Origin of the sequence: Pedobacter zeaxanthinifaciens (assembly GCF_003313335.1) — a bacterium.
Classification (GTDB): Bacteria; Bacteroidota; Bacteroidia; order Sphingobacteriales; family Sphingobacteriaceae; genus Pedobacter; species Pedobacter zeaxanthinifaciens.
This window is the reverse complement of the sequence record NZ_QMHP01000009.1, coordinates 106,529-123,120: the sequence shown is the minus strand read 5'-3', so window position 1 is coordinate 123,120 and position 16,592 is coordinate 106,529. Positions and strand designations below refer to the sequence as shown.

At 37.8% G+C, this 16,592-nt stretch carries 14 protein-coding genes; 7 read left to right on the top strand and 7 right to left on the bottom strand.

The genetic code is table 11. The features are described from left to right. Position 1 precedes the first annotated feature (1 nt). Together DUT68_RS14180 and DUT68_RS14175 are read left to right on the top strand one after the other, a co-directional pair. On the top strand, positions 2-1,060 hold the full coding sequence (locus DUT68_RS14180) for a homoserine O-acetyltransferase family protein (RefSeq protein ID WP_113638872.1): 1,059 nt from the start codon (positions 2-4) through the stop codon (positions 1,058-1,060). 102 nt (positions 1,061-1,162) lie between these two features. After that, entirely contained in the window at positions 1,163-2,404 is a 1,242-nt protein-coding gene (locus tag DUT68_RS14175) for a homoserine dehydrogenase (protein WP_113638871.1), read from the top strand. A gap of 142 nt (positions 2,405-2,546) precedes the next feature. Here DUT68_RS14175 and DUT68_RS14170 read toward each other — a convergent pair whose 3' ends face one another. From DUT68_RS14170 to DUT68_RS14160, 3 genes are all read right to left on the bottom strand, one after another. Beyond that, the gene (locus DUT68_RS14170; RefSeq protein WP_113638870.1) at positions 2,547-3,902 is read right to left on the bottom strand and encodes a dihydrolipoamide acetyltransferase family protein; all 1,356 of its coding nucleotides are present in this window, start codon (positions 3,900-3,902) and stop codon (positions 2,547-2,549) included. Between the two features lie 172 nt (positions 3,903-4,074). Beyond that, positions 4,075-5,325 carry a competence/damage-inducible protein A gene (locus DUT68_RS14165; protein WP_113638869.1) on the bottom strand — a complete coding sequence of 417 codons (1,251 nt, stop codon included), beginning with the start codon at positions 5,323-5,325 and terminating at the stop codon, positions 4,075-4,077. Between the two features lie 192 nt (positions 5,326-5,517). Next, a complete protein-coding gene (locus DUT68_RS14160) occupies positions 5,518-8,082 on the bottom strand; it encodes a putative LPS assembly protein LptD (protein ID WP_237088345.1) in 2,565 nt (854 codons plus the stop codon). Positions 8,083-8,291: 209 nt separating this feature from the next. Between DUT68_RS14160 and DUT68_RS14155 the strand changes: the two genes are divergently transcribed. From DUT68_RS14155 to DUT68_RS14145, 3 genes are all read left to right on the top strand, one after another. Continuing rightward, positions 8,292-9,170, top strand: a complete 879-nt coding sequence (locus DUT68_RS14155; protein WP_237088344.1) for an N-acetylmuramoyl-L-alanine amidase family protein — start codon at positions 8,292-8,294, stop codon at positions 9,168-9,170. A 31-nt stretch (positions 9,171-9,201) separates the two neighbouring features. Beyond that, positions 9,202-9,978: an N-acetylmuramoyl-L-alanine amidase family protein gene (locus DUT68_RS14150; RefSeq protein ID WP_113638867.1), complete on the top strand. Its 777-nt coding sequence runs from the start codon at positions 9,202-9,204 to the stop codon at positions 9,976-9,978. Between the two features lie 78 nt (positions 9,979-10,056). Then, positions 10,057-11,010: an MlaD family protein gene (locus DUT68_RS14145; protein ID WP_113638866.1), complete on the top strand. Its 954-nt coding sequence runs from the start codon at positions 10,057-10,059 to the stop codon at positions 11,008-11,010. Between the two features lie 62 nt (positions 11,011-11,072). Here the strand turns inward: DUT68_RS14145 and DUT68_RS14140 are convergent, their stop codons facing one another. The 4 genes from DUT68_RS14140 to DUT68_RS14125 form a co-directional block, all read right to left on the bottom strand. Next, entirely contained in the window at positions 11,073-11,984 is a 912-nt protein-coding gene (locus DUT68_RS14140; protein ID WP_113638865.1) for a ribonuclease Z, read from the bottom strand. Between the two features lie 7 nt (positions 11,985-11,991). Beyond that, positions 11,992-12,378 (bottom strand): STAS domain-containing protein, encoded by a 387-nt coding sequence (locus DUT68_RS14135; protein WP_113638864.1) that lies wholly within the window; start codon positions 12,376-12,378, stop codon positions 11,992-11,994. 114 nt (positions 12,379-12,492) lie between these two features. Further along, positions 12,493-13,443 (bottom strand): phosphoribosylaminoimidazolesuccinocarboxamide synthase, encoded by a 951-nt coding sequence (locus tag DUT68_RS14130; protein ID WP_113638863.1) that lies wholly within the window; start codon positions 13,441-13,443, stop codon positions 12,493-12,495. A gap of 156 nt (positions 13,444-13,599) precedes the next feature. Further along, positions 13,600-14,568 (bottom strand): PhoH family protein, encoded by a 969-nt coding sequence (locus tag DUT68_RS14125; protein ID WP_113638862.1) that lies wholly within the window; start codon positions 14,566-14,568, stop codon positions 13,600-13,602. Positions 14,569-14,671: 103 nt separating this feature from the next. Here DUT68_RS14125 and DUT68_RS14120 point away from each other — a divergent pair, with 103 nt between their 5' ends. Then, positions 14,672-15,451 (top strand): SAM hydrolase/SAM-dependent halogenase family protein, encoded by a 780-nt coding sequence (locus tag DUT68_RS14120; protein WP_113638861.1) that lies wholly within the window; start codon positions 14,672-14,674, stop codon positions 15,449-15,451. Between the two features lie 135 nt (positions 15,452-15,586). Beyond that, entirely contained in the window at positions 15,587-16,132 is a 546-nt protein-coding gene (locus DUT68_RS14115) for a hypothetical protein (protein ID WP_113638860.1), read from the top strand. Positions 16,133-16,592 lie beyond the last annotated feature (460 nt).

The window sequence follows — 16,592 nt, the reverse complement described above, 5'->3', positions numbered from 1 at the left end:
CATGTCTAACACCTATAAATATCCAAAAGTATTCAAGTTAGAAAGCGGTAAAAAGCTTCGTAACCTCGAAATTGCTTATCAAACCTATGGCACGCTAAATGCCAAAAAAGATAATGTAGTTTGGGCCTGTCATGCACTTACCGCCAACGCTGATGTGTTAGATTGGTGGAAAGGCTTATTTGGCACTAATGATTTGTTTAATCCTGAACAACATTTTATTGTGTGTGCTAATGTTTTAGGCTCTAATTATGGCACTACCAACCCATTAAGCAACAACCCTACCACCGGGCAACCTTACTACTTGGCTTTTCCGGAGTTCAGTATCAGAGATTTAGCCGCCATTCATCAGTTATTGGCAGAACATTTGGGTATTAAACAAATCAAAGCTTTAATTGGCGGTTCGTTAGGTGGTCAGCAGGCCTTGGAATGGTCTATCAATGGCAAAACAGAAATTGAAAATTTGATTTTGGTGGCAACAAATGCGGTACACTCGCCCTGGGGAATTGCATTTAACGAAAGTCAGCGTTTGGCCATTGCCACCGATAGAACGTTTTTTGCTAACAAACCAGACGGCGGTTTAAAAGGATTGAAAACAGCGAGAAGCATTGCCTTACTCTCTTACAGAACTTACGAGGCTTACAATGAAACTCAACTAGAAAGCTCAAACGATAAAACGACAGATTTTAGAGCTTCATCATACCAAAACTATCAAGGAGAAAAACTTTGCAAGCGCTTTAACGCCTACAGTTATTGGTATTTAAGCAAAGCGATGGATAGCCATAATGTAGGTAGAGGTAGGAAAAGCATAGCTGATGCGCTTAAGCTAGTGAAAGCTAATACCTTAGTAATTGGAATTGAAAACGATGTGCTATTTCCTATCACCGAACAGCAGTTCTTAGCAAATCACATTAACGATGCTCAATTTGCCAGCATAAAATGTGCTTACGGCCATGATGGGTTTTTAATTGAAACTGATAAGCTTACCAACATCATCGGCAATTTTTTAAAAGAGCATGCGGCTAACAATAAAAAGGTTATTAAACTACAGCATACCGCTTAACAAGTTAAAAGTAGAAAGTTAAAAGTAAAAAAGGGCGAAAAGTAATGGGCGTGGTGGATAAAGCAACGCGTCGCAATACGTTTATCGCAACACCATAAAAACATGAGTAAGAAACTTAAAATAGGATTATTTGGATTTGGCGTTGTTGGCCAAGGTTTACATGATATCATCAAAGCTCAAAATCTAAATCTAGAAATCGTTAAAATAGCAATTAAAAACCCTGAAAAACGCAGGACTTTAGATGCACATTTATTTACCACATCTCATGACGAGATTTTGGATAATCCGGAAATTAATACCATTGTTGAGCTAATTGATGACGCTGAGGTAGCCTACCACATCGCAAAAAAAGCGTTAAGTAGCGGAAAAAATGTAGTATCGGCCAATAAAAAAATGATTGCCAATCATTTGGAAGAATTGGTGCAGCTGCAGGAAAAATTCGGCACTTCTTTACTTTACGAAGGAGCAGTTTGCGGCAGTATTCCAATCATCAGAAATTTGGAAGAATATTACGACAATGAATTGCTACATGGCATCAGTGGTATTTTCAATGGCTCATCTAATTACATCCTTTCTAAAATATTTAACGAGGGTGCAAGTTATCAATCAGCATTAAAAGAGGCACAAGATTTAGGCTTTGCCGAAACTAACCCAATTTTAGACGTTGGAGGTTATGACCCTAAATTTAAGCTTACCATTGCCACGGCACATGCTTACGGGCTGTTTTTAAATCCTGATAAGCTATTGAACATTGGTATTCAAAATTTAAATGATGCCGATATCCAATATGCAAAGGAGAAAAATTACAAAATTAAATTAGTGCCAACGGCACGTAAAATTAGCACCCAGCAAATCATCACTTTTGTATTGCCTAAATTTGTAAAAAACGATGATTTCCTTTACAACGTTGAAAACGAGTACAATGGCGTAACGGTGCAGGCTGCTTTTGCTGATCAACAGTTCTTTTTCGGCAAAGGCGCTGGAGGCCACCCAACAGGAGCGGCAGTTTTATCAGACATTGCGGCATTGCGCTACGACTACAGATACGAGTACAAAAAATACCATCAACAAAATGGTCTTGTGCATACAGACAAGGTTAAACTTGAAATATATCTGCGTTATGCACACGAATACACCGTGGAGAAAATAGGATTAGAAAGTATTTCGGAGCGTTTTACCCGCAACGATTACAAATACGTGATTGGGGTAGTTACACTTAAAAACCTACTTGAAAACAAAGAAATACTAACTAACAAAGATGTATTTGTTGCCCATACTGGTCGCATTATTTACACTGAAGATTTAGTTAAGACAGTTGCTCAAGAAGAAATACTTGTGAATTAAATATTTTATATTGTTTTGTTTTGATAGTAAAATGCCCAGATGGATGTCTGGGCTTTTACTTTTTAAAGTTTTTTTACTGAACAAAAAAGCTCCCACAAAAATTGTGAAGCCTCGTGATATATCATTCAAATAGAAGTCTGCATTAAGATATTTCCCTATTGATATCCCAATTTTCAAGGTAATCCGCTACCCTACGCACAAAAGAACCACCTAAAGAGCCATCAACTACCCTATGATCGTATGATAGCGAAAGGAACATCATGTGTCTAATAGCAATCACGTCACCGTGTTCGGTTTCTAAAACTGCAGGTTTCTTTTTAATGGCACCAACTGCTAAAATTGCTACCTGCGGCTGATTGATAATTGGTGTACCCATTACATTGCCAAAAGAACCTACATTAGTTAAAGTAAACGTACCATTTTGGGTTTCATCAGGTTTTAACTTTGATGCCCTGGCTCTATTAGCTAAATCGTTAACTGATTTGGTAAGGCCCAATAAGTTCAACTGATCGGCATTTTTAATTACCGGAACAATTAAATTACCTGAAGGCAAAGCTGCTGCCATGCCAATATTGATATCTTTCTTTTTAATGATTTGCGTTCCGTTAACCGAAACATTGATCATTGGAAAATCTTTAATTGCCTTAGCTACCGCCTCTACAAAAATCGGCGTAAAAGTAATTTTTTCATTCTCACGTTGCTCAAAAGTTTTCTTCACCTTGTTACGCCAAAGCACTAAATTGGTGACATCAGCTTCAACAAATGAAGTGACGTGAGGCGAAGTATGCTTGCTCATCACCATGTGATCGGCAATTAGCTTACGCATCCTGTCCATTTCAATAATTTCATCGCCACCAGTAACGCTAGTTGCAACCGGTGCACTGGCAGGTTGAGCTACTTTTTGTTCCGCAGGTCTATTTACTTCGGCCCTAGCTTGCACAACCGTTTCGCTAATGCGTGATGAAGATCCTTTTTTCTGCTGCACATAAGCCAACAAATCTTCTTTCGTCAATCTACCTTCAGCACCTGAACCTTTGATATTATCAAGTTCGTCAACAGAAATGCCTTCCTCTTTTGCAATATTTTTTACCAAAGGCGAATAAAACCTTTCAGAAGCCTTAAAGTCTGGTTGAGCTTGCGATGTTTCTTGAGGTTGATGGCTAATTTGGCTGATGCCCGGAATTTCTTCTACAGCGGCAGTTTCTTTGATCTCTTCTACTTTATTTTCAGTTACCGCAGGAGCGTCAGTGCTTGCTACATCAGTTTCAATAATGGCAATTACAGTACCAACTTGCACAACCTCATCTGCACTAAAGAGCTGTTTAACCAATTTACCTTCAACCGGCGAAGGCACCTCTGAATCTACTTTATCTGTAGCAATCTCTAAAATGGTATCGTCCAATTTTATTTGGTCGCCTGGCTGCTTAGTCCATTTGATGATCGTTGCTTCTGCAACACTTTCCCCCATTTTAGGCAATAACAATTCGTATTGAGCCATATCTATTTTTTGGTTATGTAAATTCGGTTTCGCCAGCAAAAATACTAAAATCCACCAAGAACACGAAAGAGTTATGTGTTCTCAGTTTTTAATGACGGGTTTAAACCTCAATTAATTTCTATTGGATAATGATAACAATTTAAGCTTCAAATGTTTTAGCAAGTTAAGCTCATTACGCTTCTAAATCAGCTTTCAATTGTAAAAAAAGCATCATCATTGCGGCCATGGCAGAGCGTTCAATATTTTGCAAACGCTGACTGGCAAATTGATACATTTTAGCTTTAACCATTGTTTTACTTGCTACGGCTATCCAAACCATGCCAACGGGTTTTTCGGTAGTGCCACCGCCCGGACCAGCTACACCAGTGACAGCAATGGCGTAATCAGTTTTAAAATTCCTAACTGCGCCCAAAGCCATTTCCTTAGCTGTTTGCTCGCTCACCGCTCCAAGATCAATTAGTGTCTGCTCTTGCACTCCCAATACGGCCTGTTTTAGCGCATTGGAGTAAGTAACTGCACCGCCTTGAAATACCACTGATGAACCTGCATGTTGCGTAAACAAATGTGCTAAATAGCCTCCTGTGCAACTTTCCGCTAAAGAAAGCGTTAGTCCATGTCTGGCCATTAAATCCATAATAGCTTTTTCGAAAGCGATATCTTCCGTTAAAACAACATGTTTGCCAACACGTTCTACAATCTGGTGCGTGTAAGTTAAAACCTCTTCCTTAAGTGCTAATTCATTAAGTCCAGAGGCACTCAGTCTCAACCGCACTAAACCTAATTTTGGCAAGTACGCCAATTTGATATGTGATGGAAGACTTTCTTCAATATCTTGAATTTGCTGTGCTAAGAAAGACTCTCCCAACCCAGCCGTTAGTATAGTTTGATGAACGATAAAAGGCAATTGAAAGGTGCGTGTTATCCGAGGAATAATTTCATCTTCCATCAAATACTTCATTTCAAAAGGTACACCTGGCATGGATACGATAATTTTACCATGATGCTCAAACCACATACAGGGCGCTGTACCATTTTTGTTCATGATTACCGTGCAACCGTCAGGAACTTCAGCTTGTTTTATGTTCGACTCAATCATCGGCCGATTGAGTTTTTCAAAAAACTGCTTTACGTGCGCCAGTGTCGCTTCGTCCATTCGGAGCGGCATATTAAAGTACTTCGCTAAAGTATGCTTAGTGATATCGTCCTTCGTAGGCCCTAAGCCACCAGTAATTAGAATTAAATCTGCTCGTCGTTGAGCCTGATCCAAAGCAGCTACGATATGTTCGGCATCATCCGAAATTGAGGTAATCTGCTTTACTTTTACACCAATCTTGTTAAGCTCTACGGCCATCCAAGCAGAATTTGTATCTACAATTTGACCGATTAAAATTTCATCACCAATGGTTATAATTTCTGCGAACATATTTGAGTTTAGTTGTAGGTAGTTAGGGATCAGTGGTCAGTGTGCAACAGCGCCCCTTCTAAATCTTTAAAATTAAAATTTAACTTTCTCACTTGCTAATAATTAATACCAGCTCGTAACACCTAATCTCTAGCATCTGGCCACTGATACCTGATACCTGGCCACTGATACCTGACCACTAGCCCCCAGTTACTAATATCGAGTATAAAAACCTTTACGCTTGCTCAATTTCAAATCCTGTAAAACAGAAGCTTTCACCTTAATATCTATCGAATAACTCTGATAGGCACCAAATGGAACCCAAGTAGCACTCAAATCCCAACAGTGTAAATCTCTGTAAATAGAAAAATTAGTTTGAGAAAGATTTTTAGCCTTAAAATCGTATCCCGAGGTATACTGAATTTTCCACTTGGGAGTTAAATTGAAATCGCCACTAAAATTAAGTGTATTGTTAACGTTACGTGATTCTGGCCTACCTAATGGATTGCTGTAATTGAAACTGTAAGAAAAAGAGAAGTTCCAAGGGATGTTAAAATCAACAAAAGCATTTGGATCACGACTTATGGCGTTTAAAGCATCTATTTGCTCTTGAGTACGTGAAGATGAAGGGGTTTGCTTGTTGATATTATCTATATTTTCGTTTCTCTTTTTAAAAGCTTCTGGATTTAAACTATAGTCGAAAGAAAAGCTAAAGGTGGTTAAACGTGGCAATTTACCTGCACTCCAAACATAACGATTTGATTCACGATACAATGTAGTTATGGTTTGTGCCGTTCCCGTTCCTCCAATTACTTCGTTGTAAGATTCTATTAAATACGGACTAAAAGCACCGCTAAAATTAATCCCCAATTTTTCCGTAAACTGCGAACGACCACTAAAATTAATTGGCGCTAAATATCTCTTATTTGATTCTACAAAATTGTATGAACTTGAAAAAGTTAAGCCCTGTAAAATTGCAAGCTTTCTTTCGCCTGTTCCTGTTGTATCTTTTTTATTCCTAACTTTTAACTCTACATTATTATCCACAGAGAAATTTATACTGGCTTGCTCACCCGCGGAAGGGCCGCCATTAGGAAAAATAGAATATTTTAATGGATTACCTAAATTATCCAACACATAAGCACCTGATATAGGTTGGCTTTTTCCAGGTCTTAAATCGTTGGTATAATATTGTTGAGGCTCGAAGTAACCATATTTTTTAGCTGAAAAATCGGGCTTATAGGTAAAGCCAATATTTGGTGTCATCACGTGGCGCATAGCCCTAATAGCGCCATCGCCTTTAAATTGTTTGATACCGTATATCTTGGTAGACACATTCGTACCCAAGCTATACTGACCACCGCGTTTGAAACCATTGACAGTATCAGTTAAAACTTGAGTTGTTCCAGTTTCTGTACGTAGGTATTTGTTTCGGATAGTTTTAAAATCCCATTTTTCATTATAAGTAAAACTAGAAGAGAAGTTAAAATACTTTGCCACTGTAAAAGGTAAGCTGATAGGGATGTTATGATCAACGCTATTGGTAAACCTGTTGAACCCACCTTTTGTAAATAAAAGATCTTCAGTGGTATTAACCGTGTTAGTAGCATTCATGCTATAACCTAAAGTTAATTTTTGATACCATTTAGCTTCGCCAACTCTCTTTTTCGAATCAAATGGGCTGATAGTTGACATGTTTAAACTCACGTTAGGTAAGGTTAAACTGATGGTCCTATTTTGCGTTTCTTGCGAGTGCGTTAAAGCCGAGGTAAAATTAAATAACCCGTCACCAAAAACTTTACCATAAGAAATACTCGAATTCAATGAGTTTTGTAGGAAACGAGTGGGATCATAACTTCCATTACCTGCAGTAATTTGATTGTGTGCGCTTGAACCAGCATTTACCGAAGCACTAAAAGTAGTACCCGGACGAGCGTTTGCTCCTTGACTATGGCTCCAACCAATCATAAAAGTTTTCCTAGGAGCATATTCGGGCGTCCCCTCCAAACCGTTACGAGTGCTGGAATAAGTTAGGTTAATATTACCATTGTATTTGTAACGCTTGGTATAGTTAGAAACCAAGTTTAAATCATAAGAACCATTGGTGTAAAAGTTGGAAAGCAACCTAGCATCCATGTAATCATTAAAAGCCAAGTAATAACCGCCGCCTAAAAGCGAAAAACCTTTGGTCGCATCTTCTCCTGGGGTAGGCAAAATAAATCCCGAAGCTTTTTTATTAGGTTTAGGAAAAAACAGGAATGGTAAACCTAGTGGCATCGGGATATCCTCAAACTTCATGTAAACAGGGCCAGCAATGATATAATTCTCCGTAGCAATACCTTTACTAATATGAATACCAAAGTGCGGATGGGGCAAATTACAAGTACTGTAAGTGGTACCCTTAACGTGAAATTCGTTATCAGGCTGCATTTTGGTTTTGCCGCCCGAAAAGAAGCCACCTTCTTGTTCCGTATAAACACCGTTTACAACACCACTCCCCTTCTCTATATTGTAGCTTAAGGAATCAGCCATGGAACTGCCTTGTTCATCTGTTTTAAAAATTGGCCTGCCGAAATATTTACCTTTTTCGTTAATGCTGCCTTTAGCAAAAATAAGTTTGTTTTTATTATCAAACCTGATGTATTCAGCATCAAGCTCCAAACCTTCATACTTTACCCTTGCGCCACCGTACAAATATTGCACTTCGTTTTTTCGATCAACCACAACTGAATCCTTCGCATAATATTCCAGCTTTGAATTAAGGCTACTTTTTTTCATCACCTTTCGGGTGGTGTCTCTTTTGATAGTATCTTGTTGCTGAGGTACAGTTTGAAAAAAACTTTCATTTGCAGACGCAAACACTTTATTATCAGCCGAAAAGGCTAAACAAAGCAAAAAAACGGAAAAAATGAGTTTGTTTAAAAGTTTCAAATTTGTGCGTGAATGTTTATTTTGCAATAATGTTTACCACAAAACGTTCAAAATTAATGAAAAATATACCATTGAGCAGAGCAAAACGAATATTGGCATTAGTAATTTTTGTATTTTCATCATTAATAACTGTAAATCAATCACTTGCACAACAATATAAAATCAAAACAATTGTGATTGATGCCGGTCACGGTGGCAAAGATGGCAGTACTAGAGGTGCTTATTCTACAGAAAAAGATGTTGCGTTACGTACCGCATTGCGTTTAGGCAAACTTATCAACGAAACCTTACCTGATGTAAAGGTGGTTTATACCAGAAAAGAAGACGTTTTTATTCCGCTTTACGAACGCATAGGCCTAGCCAACAAGGAAAAAGCAGATTTGTTTATTTCCATCCATTGTAATGATATGCCAGTGTATAGCCAGCGATATATTAGTGGTTATAAAAAAGGTAAGAAAGGAAAAAAAATCCCTATTTACAGCACTAGGCATGTTAAAAGTACATCAACACGAGGCACTGAAACGTTTGTATCAGGAAGTGGACGAATTGATGAACAGGATGATGCCATTAAAAGAGAGAATGCCGCTATCTTTTTAGAAGATAACTATAAGGAAAACTACGAGGGTTTTGACTCAAGTGACCCTGAAAGCGCTATTATTTTATCTTTGATGAAAAACACCTTTAGAACCCAAAGTTTAAAATTTGCGAAGATGATCCAAGACCAATACATAGGCGTTGGACGTATTAACAGAGGTGTTCAGGAAAAGAGCTTAGCCGTACTAGCTAGAGCAGGGATGCCGGCCGTACTTACAGAAATTGGCTTCATTTCCAATCCTTCAGAAGAGGATTACATGAACTCGGAAGCAGGCCAAGCGGAGATAGCCAACTGTTTACTTAAAGCCATACAAGCATATAAATTGAGCGTTGAAATTTAATATTTTGTACTTTTGTACAAATTTCAATTAAATGCAGCTAAAAAATATATTCCGTTACTTCGTTTTTTTCATCGTATTAGTTAGTTACAGCAGCGTAAATGCACAGGGCTATAAAATTAAAACCATTGTAATTGATGCTGGACACGGTGGCGTAAAACCCGGCGCAAAAGGTAACTTTTCATGGGAAAAAGATGTAGCGCTCAAAGTTGCATTGAAATTAGGCGCTAAATTGCAAGAAGAACTTCCAAGCATAAAAATTATCCAAACACGTAAAACGGATGTTGATGTAGATTGGTATAAACGAGCTGAAATTGCAAATGATGCAAAAGCCGATTTATTTATTTCTATCCACTGTAATTCGATGCCCGCAGGCAATAGCCATGTACGCGGCACCGAAACTTTCGTAGGCGCTTACCGACGGATCAATGAGATGGATGCTGGATTGAAAGAAAACGAGGAAATCATCAAGGATAAAAATTATAAAAAGAAGGATACATTCGATCCAACCGACCCAGAAGAGATGATTTTATTATCGCTTTACAAATCATTATATCGCTCTAAAAGCTTATCCTTAGCAAGACACATACAAAAAAATTACACGGAAGTAAACAAAAGAGTGAACAGAGGTGTTAAAGAGCAAGGATTATTGATATTACAGCGTGCAGCTATGCCTTCGGTACTAACTGAAATTGGTTTTATCTCTAATGCTGATGAAGAAAAGTATATTAATTCTGATGAAGGACAAGAAGAAATAATTACTGCGATTGTGAATGCAGTTAAACAATATAAAAAGGAAGTTGAAAATTAAAATAAACCATAAATTGAAGTTTTTTGCTGAAATTAGCTTACATACTTCAACACCACTAAAACAATCGCTACTACACAAATGAAAATAAAAAACGAAACTAAAGTTGGTATATTAGCAGCCTTTGCTATTGCTTTACTTATCATTGGTTATAACTTTTTAAAGGGCAATAGTATTTTCTCTAACGAGACGATACTTTACGCTAAATATACCCAAGTTGATGGATTAACGGTTTCTAAACCTGTATTAATTAACGGATATCAAATTGGTAGGGTTGCCGCCCTAGACTTGCAACCGGATGCTACCATCCAAGCAACTTTGAAAATCAACGGTAAATACGAAATTCCTAAAAATACAATTGCCCGTTTGGAAGGTACCGACCTTTTAGGCAGTAAAGCCATTGTATTGACCCTAGGTAACGATAAAAACATTGCTGAAGACGGCGATTTTTTACAAACTAACGTAGAAAAAGGCTTGATAGAAACTTTCCAGCCAGTACAGAAAAAAGCAGAGCTGATCATTACCAAAATGGATTCTATTTTAACCAGTGTGAATACCATTTTGAATCCTAATTTGCAGAAAAATATTGACCGCAGTTTTACCAGCATTGCTGGAACATTAACCTCATTAGAAGCTACTTCTAAAAAAGTAGATGCTTTGGTAGGTTCAGAAAGCTCAAAGCTATCTGCAATATTATCAAACGTAGAAGCGATTACCGCCAATTTCAAAAACAATGGTGCTAAAATTGATGCCGTAATGCGCAACTTAAATACGGTAACTGATAAAGTAGCGGCAATTAACTTTGAACAAACGGTAAATAACGCCAACAAAGCTGTAGCCGACTTGCAGGGCATGATTACCGATGTTAAAAATGGAAAAGGTACTTTAGGAGCCTTGCTTAACGACAGACAAATGTACGACAACCTTAATAGTGCTTCAAAAAATCTGGATGCTTTAATGATTGACTTGAAAGCAAATCCGAAACGCTATGTACACTTCTCCGTATTTGGTGGCGGTAATAAGAAAGACAAATAATTTAGAGAAATAACATTAAGTCTTAGACAAAAAAAATCTTCCAATATTGGAAGATTTTTTTTTTATATCTCAAATGTTTTTCCTTCTATCGCTAATTGTGTGTTTTCAAAATCCAGCTTAGCTTCATTTAATAAGTCATCCAACACTTTGTAACGAGATGAGAAGTGGCCAATTAACAACCGTTTAGCACCAACTTTATTGGCTACTTCGGCGGCTTGTTTCGCGGTGGTATGACAGGTTTCTAAAGCCCGCTCCAACATTTCATGTAAAAAAGTAGCTTCATGATAAAGTGTATCTGCCCCGCTGATTTGAGGAAAATAGCGCTCATCGTACTTTGTATCCGAGCAGTAGCAATATACCTTTGGAACTGCAGAATCTACCGTATAATCTTCGTATTTGATTGTTCTGCCATCTGGCAAATCAACATCTAAACTGCGTTTGAGCATTGGATAGTAACTGATAGGAACCTGCTCCTTCTCCAATTTTTCTGCAATTACTTTCCTTAGCCGTTTTTTCTCAGTAAACTTAAACCCTGTACAGGGGATACGATGGTTTAGAACAATCGTCTCTACCACCACATCATTGTTTTTAAAGATGACTTCAGGCTTTTCGGCTTGTAAGGGATAAAAATTAATTGGATATCTCAGCTGCGTATCCGTATGTTTAAACTGGAGGTCTAAAATTTCTTTCAATTCCGCAGGTGCGAAAAGATGCAAAGGCTTAACCCTACCATTTAGGTGCAAGCTGGACAGCAATCCAATTAAGCCAAAAAAATGGTCGCCGTGTAAGTGACTAATAAAAATATAGTCGATTTTAGCGGCTTTAAATCCAAATTTTATCAGCTGTTGTTGGGTACCTTCACCGCAATCAATTAAGTAGAAGCGCTCATTACAATTAAGCAATTGAGCCGTCGGATTTCTGTTATAAACCGGCGTAGCAGATGTGCTACCTAAGATCGTTACTTCAAATTTCATCAATAAATTAACCTTTGTCTACGCTGCCGCGAAGCTCCTTTTCAATTTCCTCCATGAAAATCAAATCTGTAGCTTCGTCCAACTTATTAACAAACGTAACAGATTGATGAAGGTTTGACATTTGAATAATTGATGCGATATTTTTGTTTACACAACATACTACAAAAATACCACCCGCAGCTTTACAAAGCCTGTCTCCAGCTAGCAACGAACTCAAATCTTGAGCATCATTACATTCTTTAACTGCTGATAAATCTAAAACAATATTTCGGTATCCTTCGGTATTTAGCAATACGAATTCCGACTTTAATGCTGGTGTATTATCATTAGTGAATTTCGGCTCCTCTAATTTCAACACTACATATTTCTCATGCTTATCTACACTAAATTTCATATTTTTTATTTTGGTTAATTGTTTAGTTGGTTATTCGGTTAACTGGTTAAATTGTTGAAACTGGTTAACTGAAAACTGTTAACTGAAAACTGCTAACTGAAAACTGTTAACTGCCTACTGAAGTAACTGTTCAACAGCTGTCTTTGTATTTGCTTCTATTCTATTTAAAATATTTTCTGATGGATTTTTCACAAACTGCTCTCCGGTAATTTGCTCATAAAGCTCAATGTAACGATCAGAAATGGAAGTCACAATCTCCTCTGTCATTGTAGGAACCACCTGCCCATCTTTCCCTTGAAAACCATTCTCAATCAGCCATTTACGCACAAACTCTTTAGAAAGTTGCTTTTGGGGTTCGTTAGCTGCTTGTCTTTCTTCATAACCTTCAGCGTAAAAATAACGCGAAGAATCTGGCGTATGAATTTCGTCGATCAAATAAATTTCATCACCTACTTTACCAAACTCGTACTTCGTATCTACTAAAATCAAGCCTCTTTCTGCAGCCATCTCTACCCCTCTTTGATACAAAGCATAGGTGTATGCCTCCAGTTTTTCGTAATCATTTAAAGATACGATCCCTTTAGCTAAAATATCTTCTCTTGAAATATCTTCATCATGACCAACGGCCGCCTTGGTAGTTGGAGTAATGATTGGTTGAGGCAACTTGTCGTTCTCTTTAAGTCCTTCCGGCAAGCTTACACCGCAAACCTGACGTTTGCCCAAAGCATATTCGCGAGCTGAATGCCCAGCCAAATATCCCCTAATTACCATTTCAACTTTAAAAGGCTCACAAATACGGCCAATAGTTACCATTTCATCAGGCGTTGCTAGTACCCAATTAGGCACAATATCTTTAGTGGCCGATAAAAATTTGGCTGCAATTTGGTTCAACACCTGCCCTTTGTAAGGAATTGCTTCCGGCAAAACAACGTCAAACGCAGAAATCCTATCGGTAACTACCATTGCCATTAACTGATTATCAATAGTATATACGTCGCGTACCTTGCCTTTGTAAAAACTGCTTTGTTTTGGAAAAGTGAATTTGGTTTCTTTTACTGCTTTCATGAGGGTATAAAAATAGGAAAAAAGTCGGATGTGAGACGTTAGATGTTGGAAGTTTTTAGACTAAAAACAAAAAGTCCGAAGACGGTTTAGAACTATCTTCGGGCTTTAAATTTTAGGATATCTTGAACTGATACCTTACCACTACCTCCTAACCCCTTACTGAATATCCCCGTAGGCTTTCAATATCTGTTTCACCAATTTGTGGCGTACCACGTCCTCTCCACTCAAGTAAATGATATCAATACCTTTAATGTCACCTAAAATACGTAGTGCGTTTTGTAAACCCGATTGTGCCTTTTTCGGTAAATCTATCTGCGTAACATCACCCGTAACAATAAATTTGGCGGTAGGTCCCATACGCGTTAAGAACATTTTCAACTGCAAATCGGTAGAGTTTTGTGCCTCATCCAAAATTACAAAGCAATTATCCAAGGTACGGCCACGCATAAACGCTAAAGGTGCCACTTCAATGGTTCTGTTTTCTAAATACACTTTTAGTTTTTCTGGCGGGATCATATCATCCAAAGCATCATACAACGGACGCAAATAAGGATCAACTTTCTCTTTCAAATCTCCCGGCAAAAATCCCAAACTCTCTCCCGCTTCTACCGCTGGCCTGGTCAAAATAATGCGTTTGATTTCCTTATTTTTCAATGCTCTTACCGCTAAGGCTACCGCAGTATAGGTTTTTCCCGTACCTGCCGGACCGATAGCAAAAAGCACATCATTTTTATTGATGCTATCAACCATTTTACGTTGGTTGGCTGTACGAGCTTTCACCATTAAACCATGGTTGCCATATACAATCACCTCCCCACTACTTATAGGCGTAGCTGTTGAGCTTTCCTCCGTAGGGGCATTCGAAACATTTTTTTTAGCACCTAAAATTGTATCTACATCATTGCTTGTAAGTGTACCAAATTTATCTAAATGAGCTACTAAACTGTTAATCTTATTTTCAAAATTCTTCAGTTCAGCCTCATCGCCTAAAGCCTTCACCTCGTTGCCTCTTGCCACAATTTTAAGCTTAGGAAAAGCAGCTTTGATCAACTCGTAATGCTCGTTATTAGCGCCCCAAAATTGAATTTGATCGCTTGTTTCTAATATTAGTTTTATTTCGTTCAAAATATTGTTTTTTTAACCTATGCCCTGTGTAATTCGATTTAAATTTGAATATTTGTAGGCAATTTGCCTATACGCAAGAATAAGCATAAATATTGAATTTTTAATGGCAATCATCACATTAACGACAGATTTGGGCTCGAAGGATTTCTATCAGGCTGCTTTAAAAGGCAGTATCCTGAGCCTAATGCCCAACGTTAATATTGTTGATGTTACCCATGAAGTTCCAGCCTTCAATATTTCTTATGCTGCCTTTGTACTTAAAAACGCTTATACTTACTTTCCCAAGAACACGGTACACCTTATCGGAATAGATTCTGTATTCAATGAAAACACCAAATACATGGCCTTACGTTATAGGGATCATTATTTTGTGGGAGCAGATAACGGCATTTTTTCTTTGCTTTTTGACGATATGCCTGATGAACTCGTAGAATTGAACATCATGCAGGATTTGAAGTTTCTACATTTCCCATTGGTTGATATTTTGGTTAAAGCCGCTGTACACTTAGCTAAAGGAGGAAAACTGAAGGAAATTGGTATTGCTGCAGACGATATCGAGCAGCGAATGTTATTGCATCCGGTGATTGAAAGAGATATCATCCGAGGTAGTGTTATTTTTATTGATACTTTCAGTAATGTGATTACCAATATCACGAAAGACTTGTTTACTAAAATTCAGCGAAATAGAGATTTCACGTTGTACTTCAGAAAAAGCGAAACCATTACTCAGCTTAGCTGGCATTATAACGAGGTACCAGAGGGGGAAAAACTTTGTTTGTTCGGCATCAGCAATCACCTTGAAATTGCCATTAATAAAGGAAAGGCAAGCGGCCTATTAGGACTACACCTGAATGATATTGTTAGGGTCGAATTCCATCCATAACATTTAGCTTCAGCTGCAAAGATTGCCTCGGCAAGAAAGCATCATTGCTCTTTTTTAATCAATAAGCTTATCCTTGCATCTGTGGGCGCCTTCAAAGGCATAAATTTTGCTATATTCTTATCAAACATAATTACGATGATAAGAAAAGCCATTATATTTTTACTCTCGATAGCAAGCTTAACCAACGCAACTTTTGCGCAAGACAGCTCCGCTTATGAACTTCAAAGAAATAAAATCAACGCTCTTTTAGCTGAACGTAGCGCCAAGTTTGGACAATACGAAGAAAGTTTAAATGCAAGAACTGGAATATTTGGATTTCAGACAAAAAGAGACATCAAGAACTCCAACGAAATTTTACGACAAATTGCCATTAACGACAATAATATCTTCACTGAACTAAAAGTGTTGTTAGACTATAAAGACCTTCAATTTCAGGAAGTAAAATCTAATGTAGATCATAACCAGCTGAGGATAGATAGCTACAAGAAAACCATTAGAGATTTACAGGTGAAGAACGAAGAACTGTTGGCTTATAATCAAAAAATAGATAAAAGTAAAGACAGGCTTCAACTATTGTTGTTGCTATTTGTTATTGCTTTAGCGGTTTGTATTTTTCTTATTTATCGAAAAAACAAAATCATAAAGGCGCAAAAGCCGCATGCCGGGATAAAAGTTTTATAGTATGAGAAAGACATTTTTTAAGACGCTTGTTAAGTTAAATAATTTGCTGCTACCTTCTCTTTACAAAAAAGATCCCATGAAGCTTAGCACCTTACAAAAGGCAATTTTAGGTTTTAGATATTGGGCGCTTACTAACTCGATGAAGTGAGTTTTAGTTGTTTTCTGCTAGCTTACCCTGAATAAATTCAAGTTTGACGCTTTAAAGCCGCAATTGTAGCATCTTCACTGAACACGTCTTTGTGAGTTTACCTGCTCTGATAGTTCGGAGAAGCAATCTTATTAATGATGATTCACTTCCGTATTCAAGGGATTGCTTCGTGCCTCGCAACGACGGAAGAGCGCTTTATAAACTAACCGTTAACATCCCAGTTGAACCGTCTTCATTCAACGCATAATTGACAAGTAACGCCTGCTCCGATAGTTCGGAGAAGCAATCTTATTAATGATTCACTTCCGTATT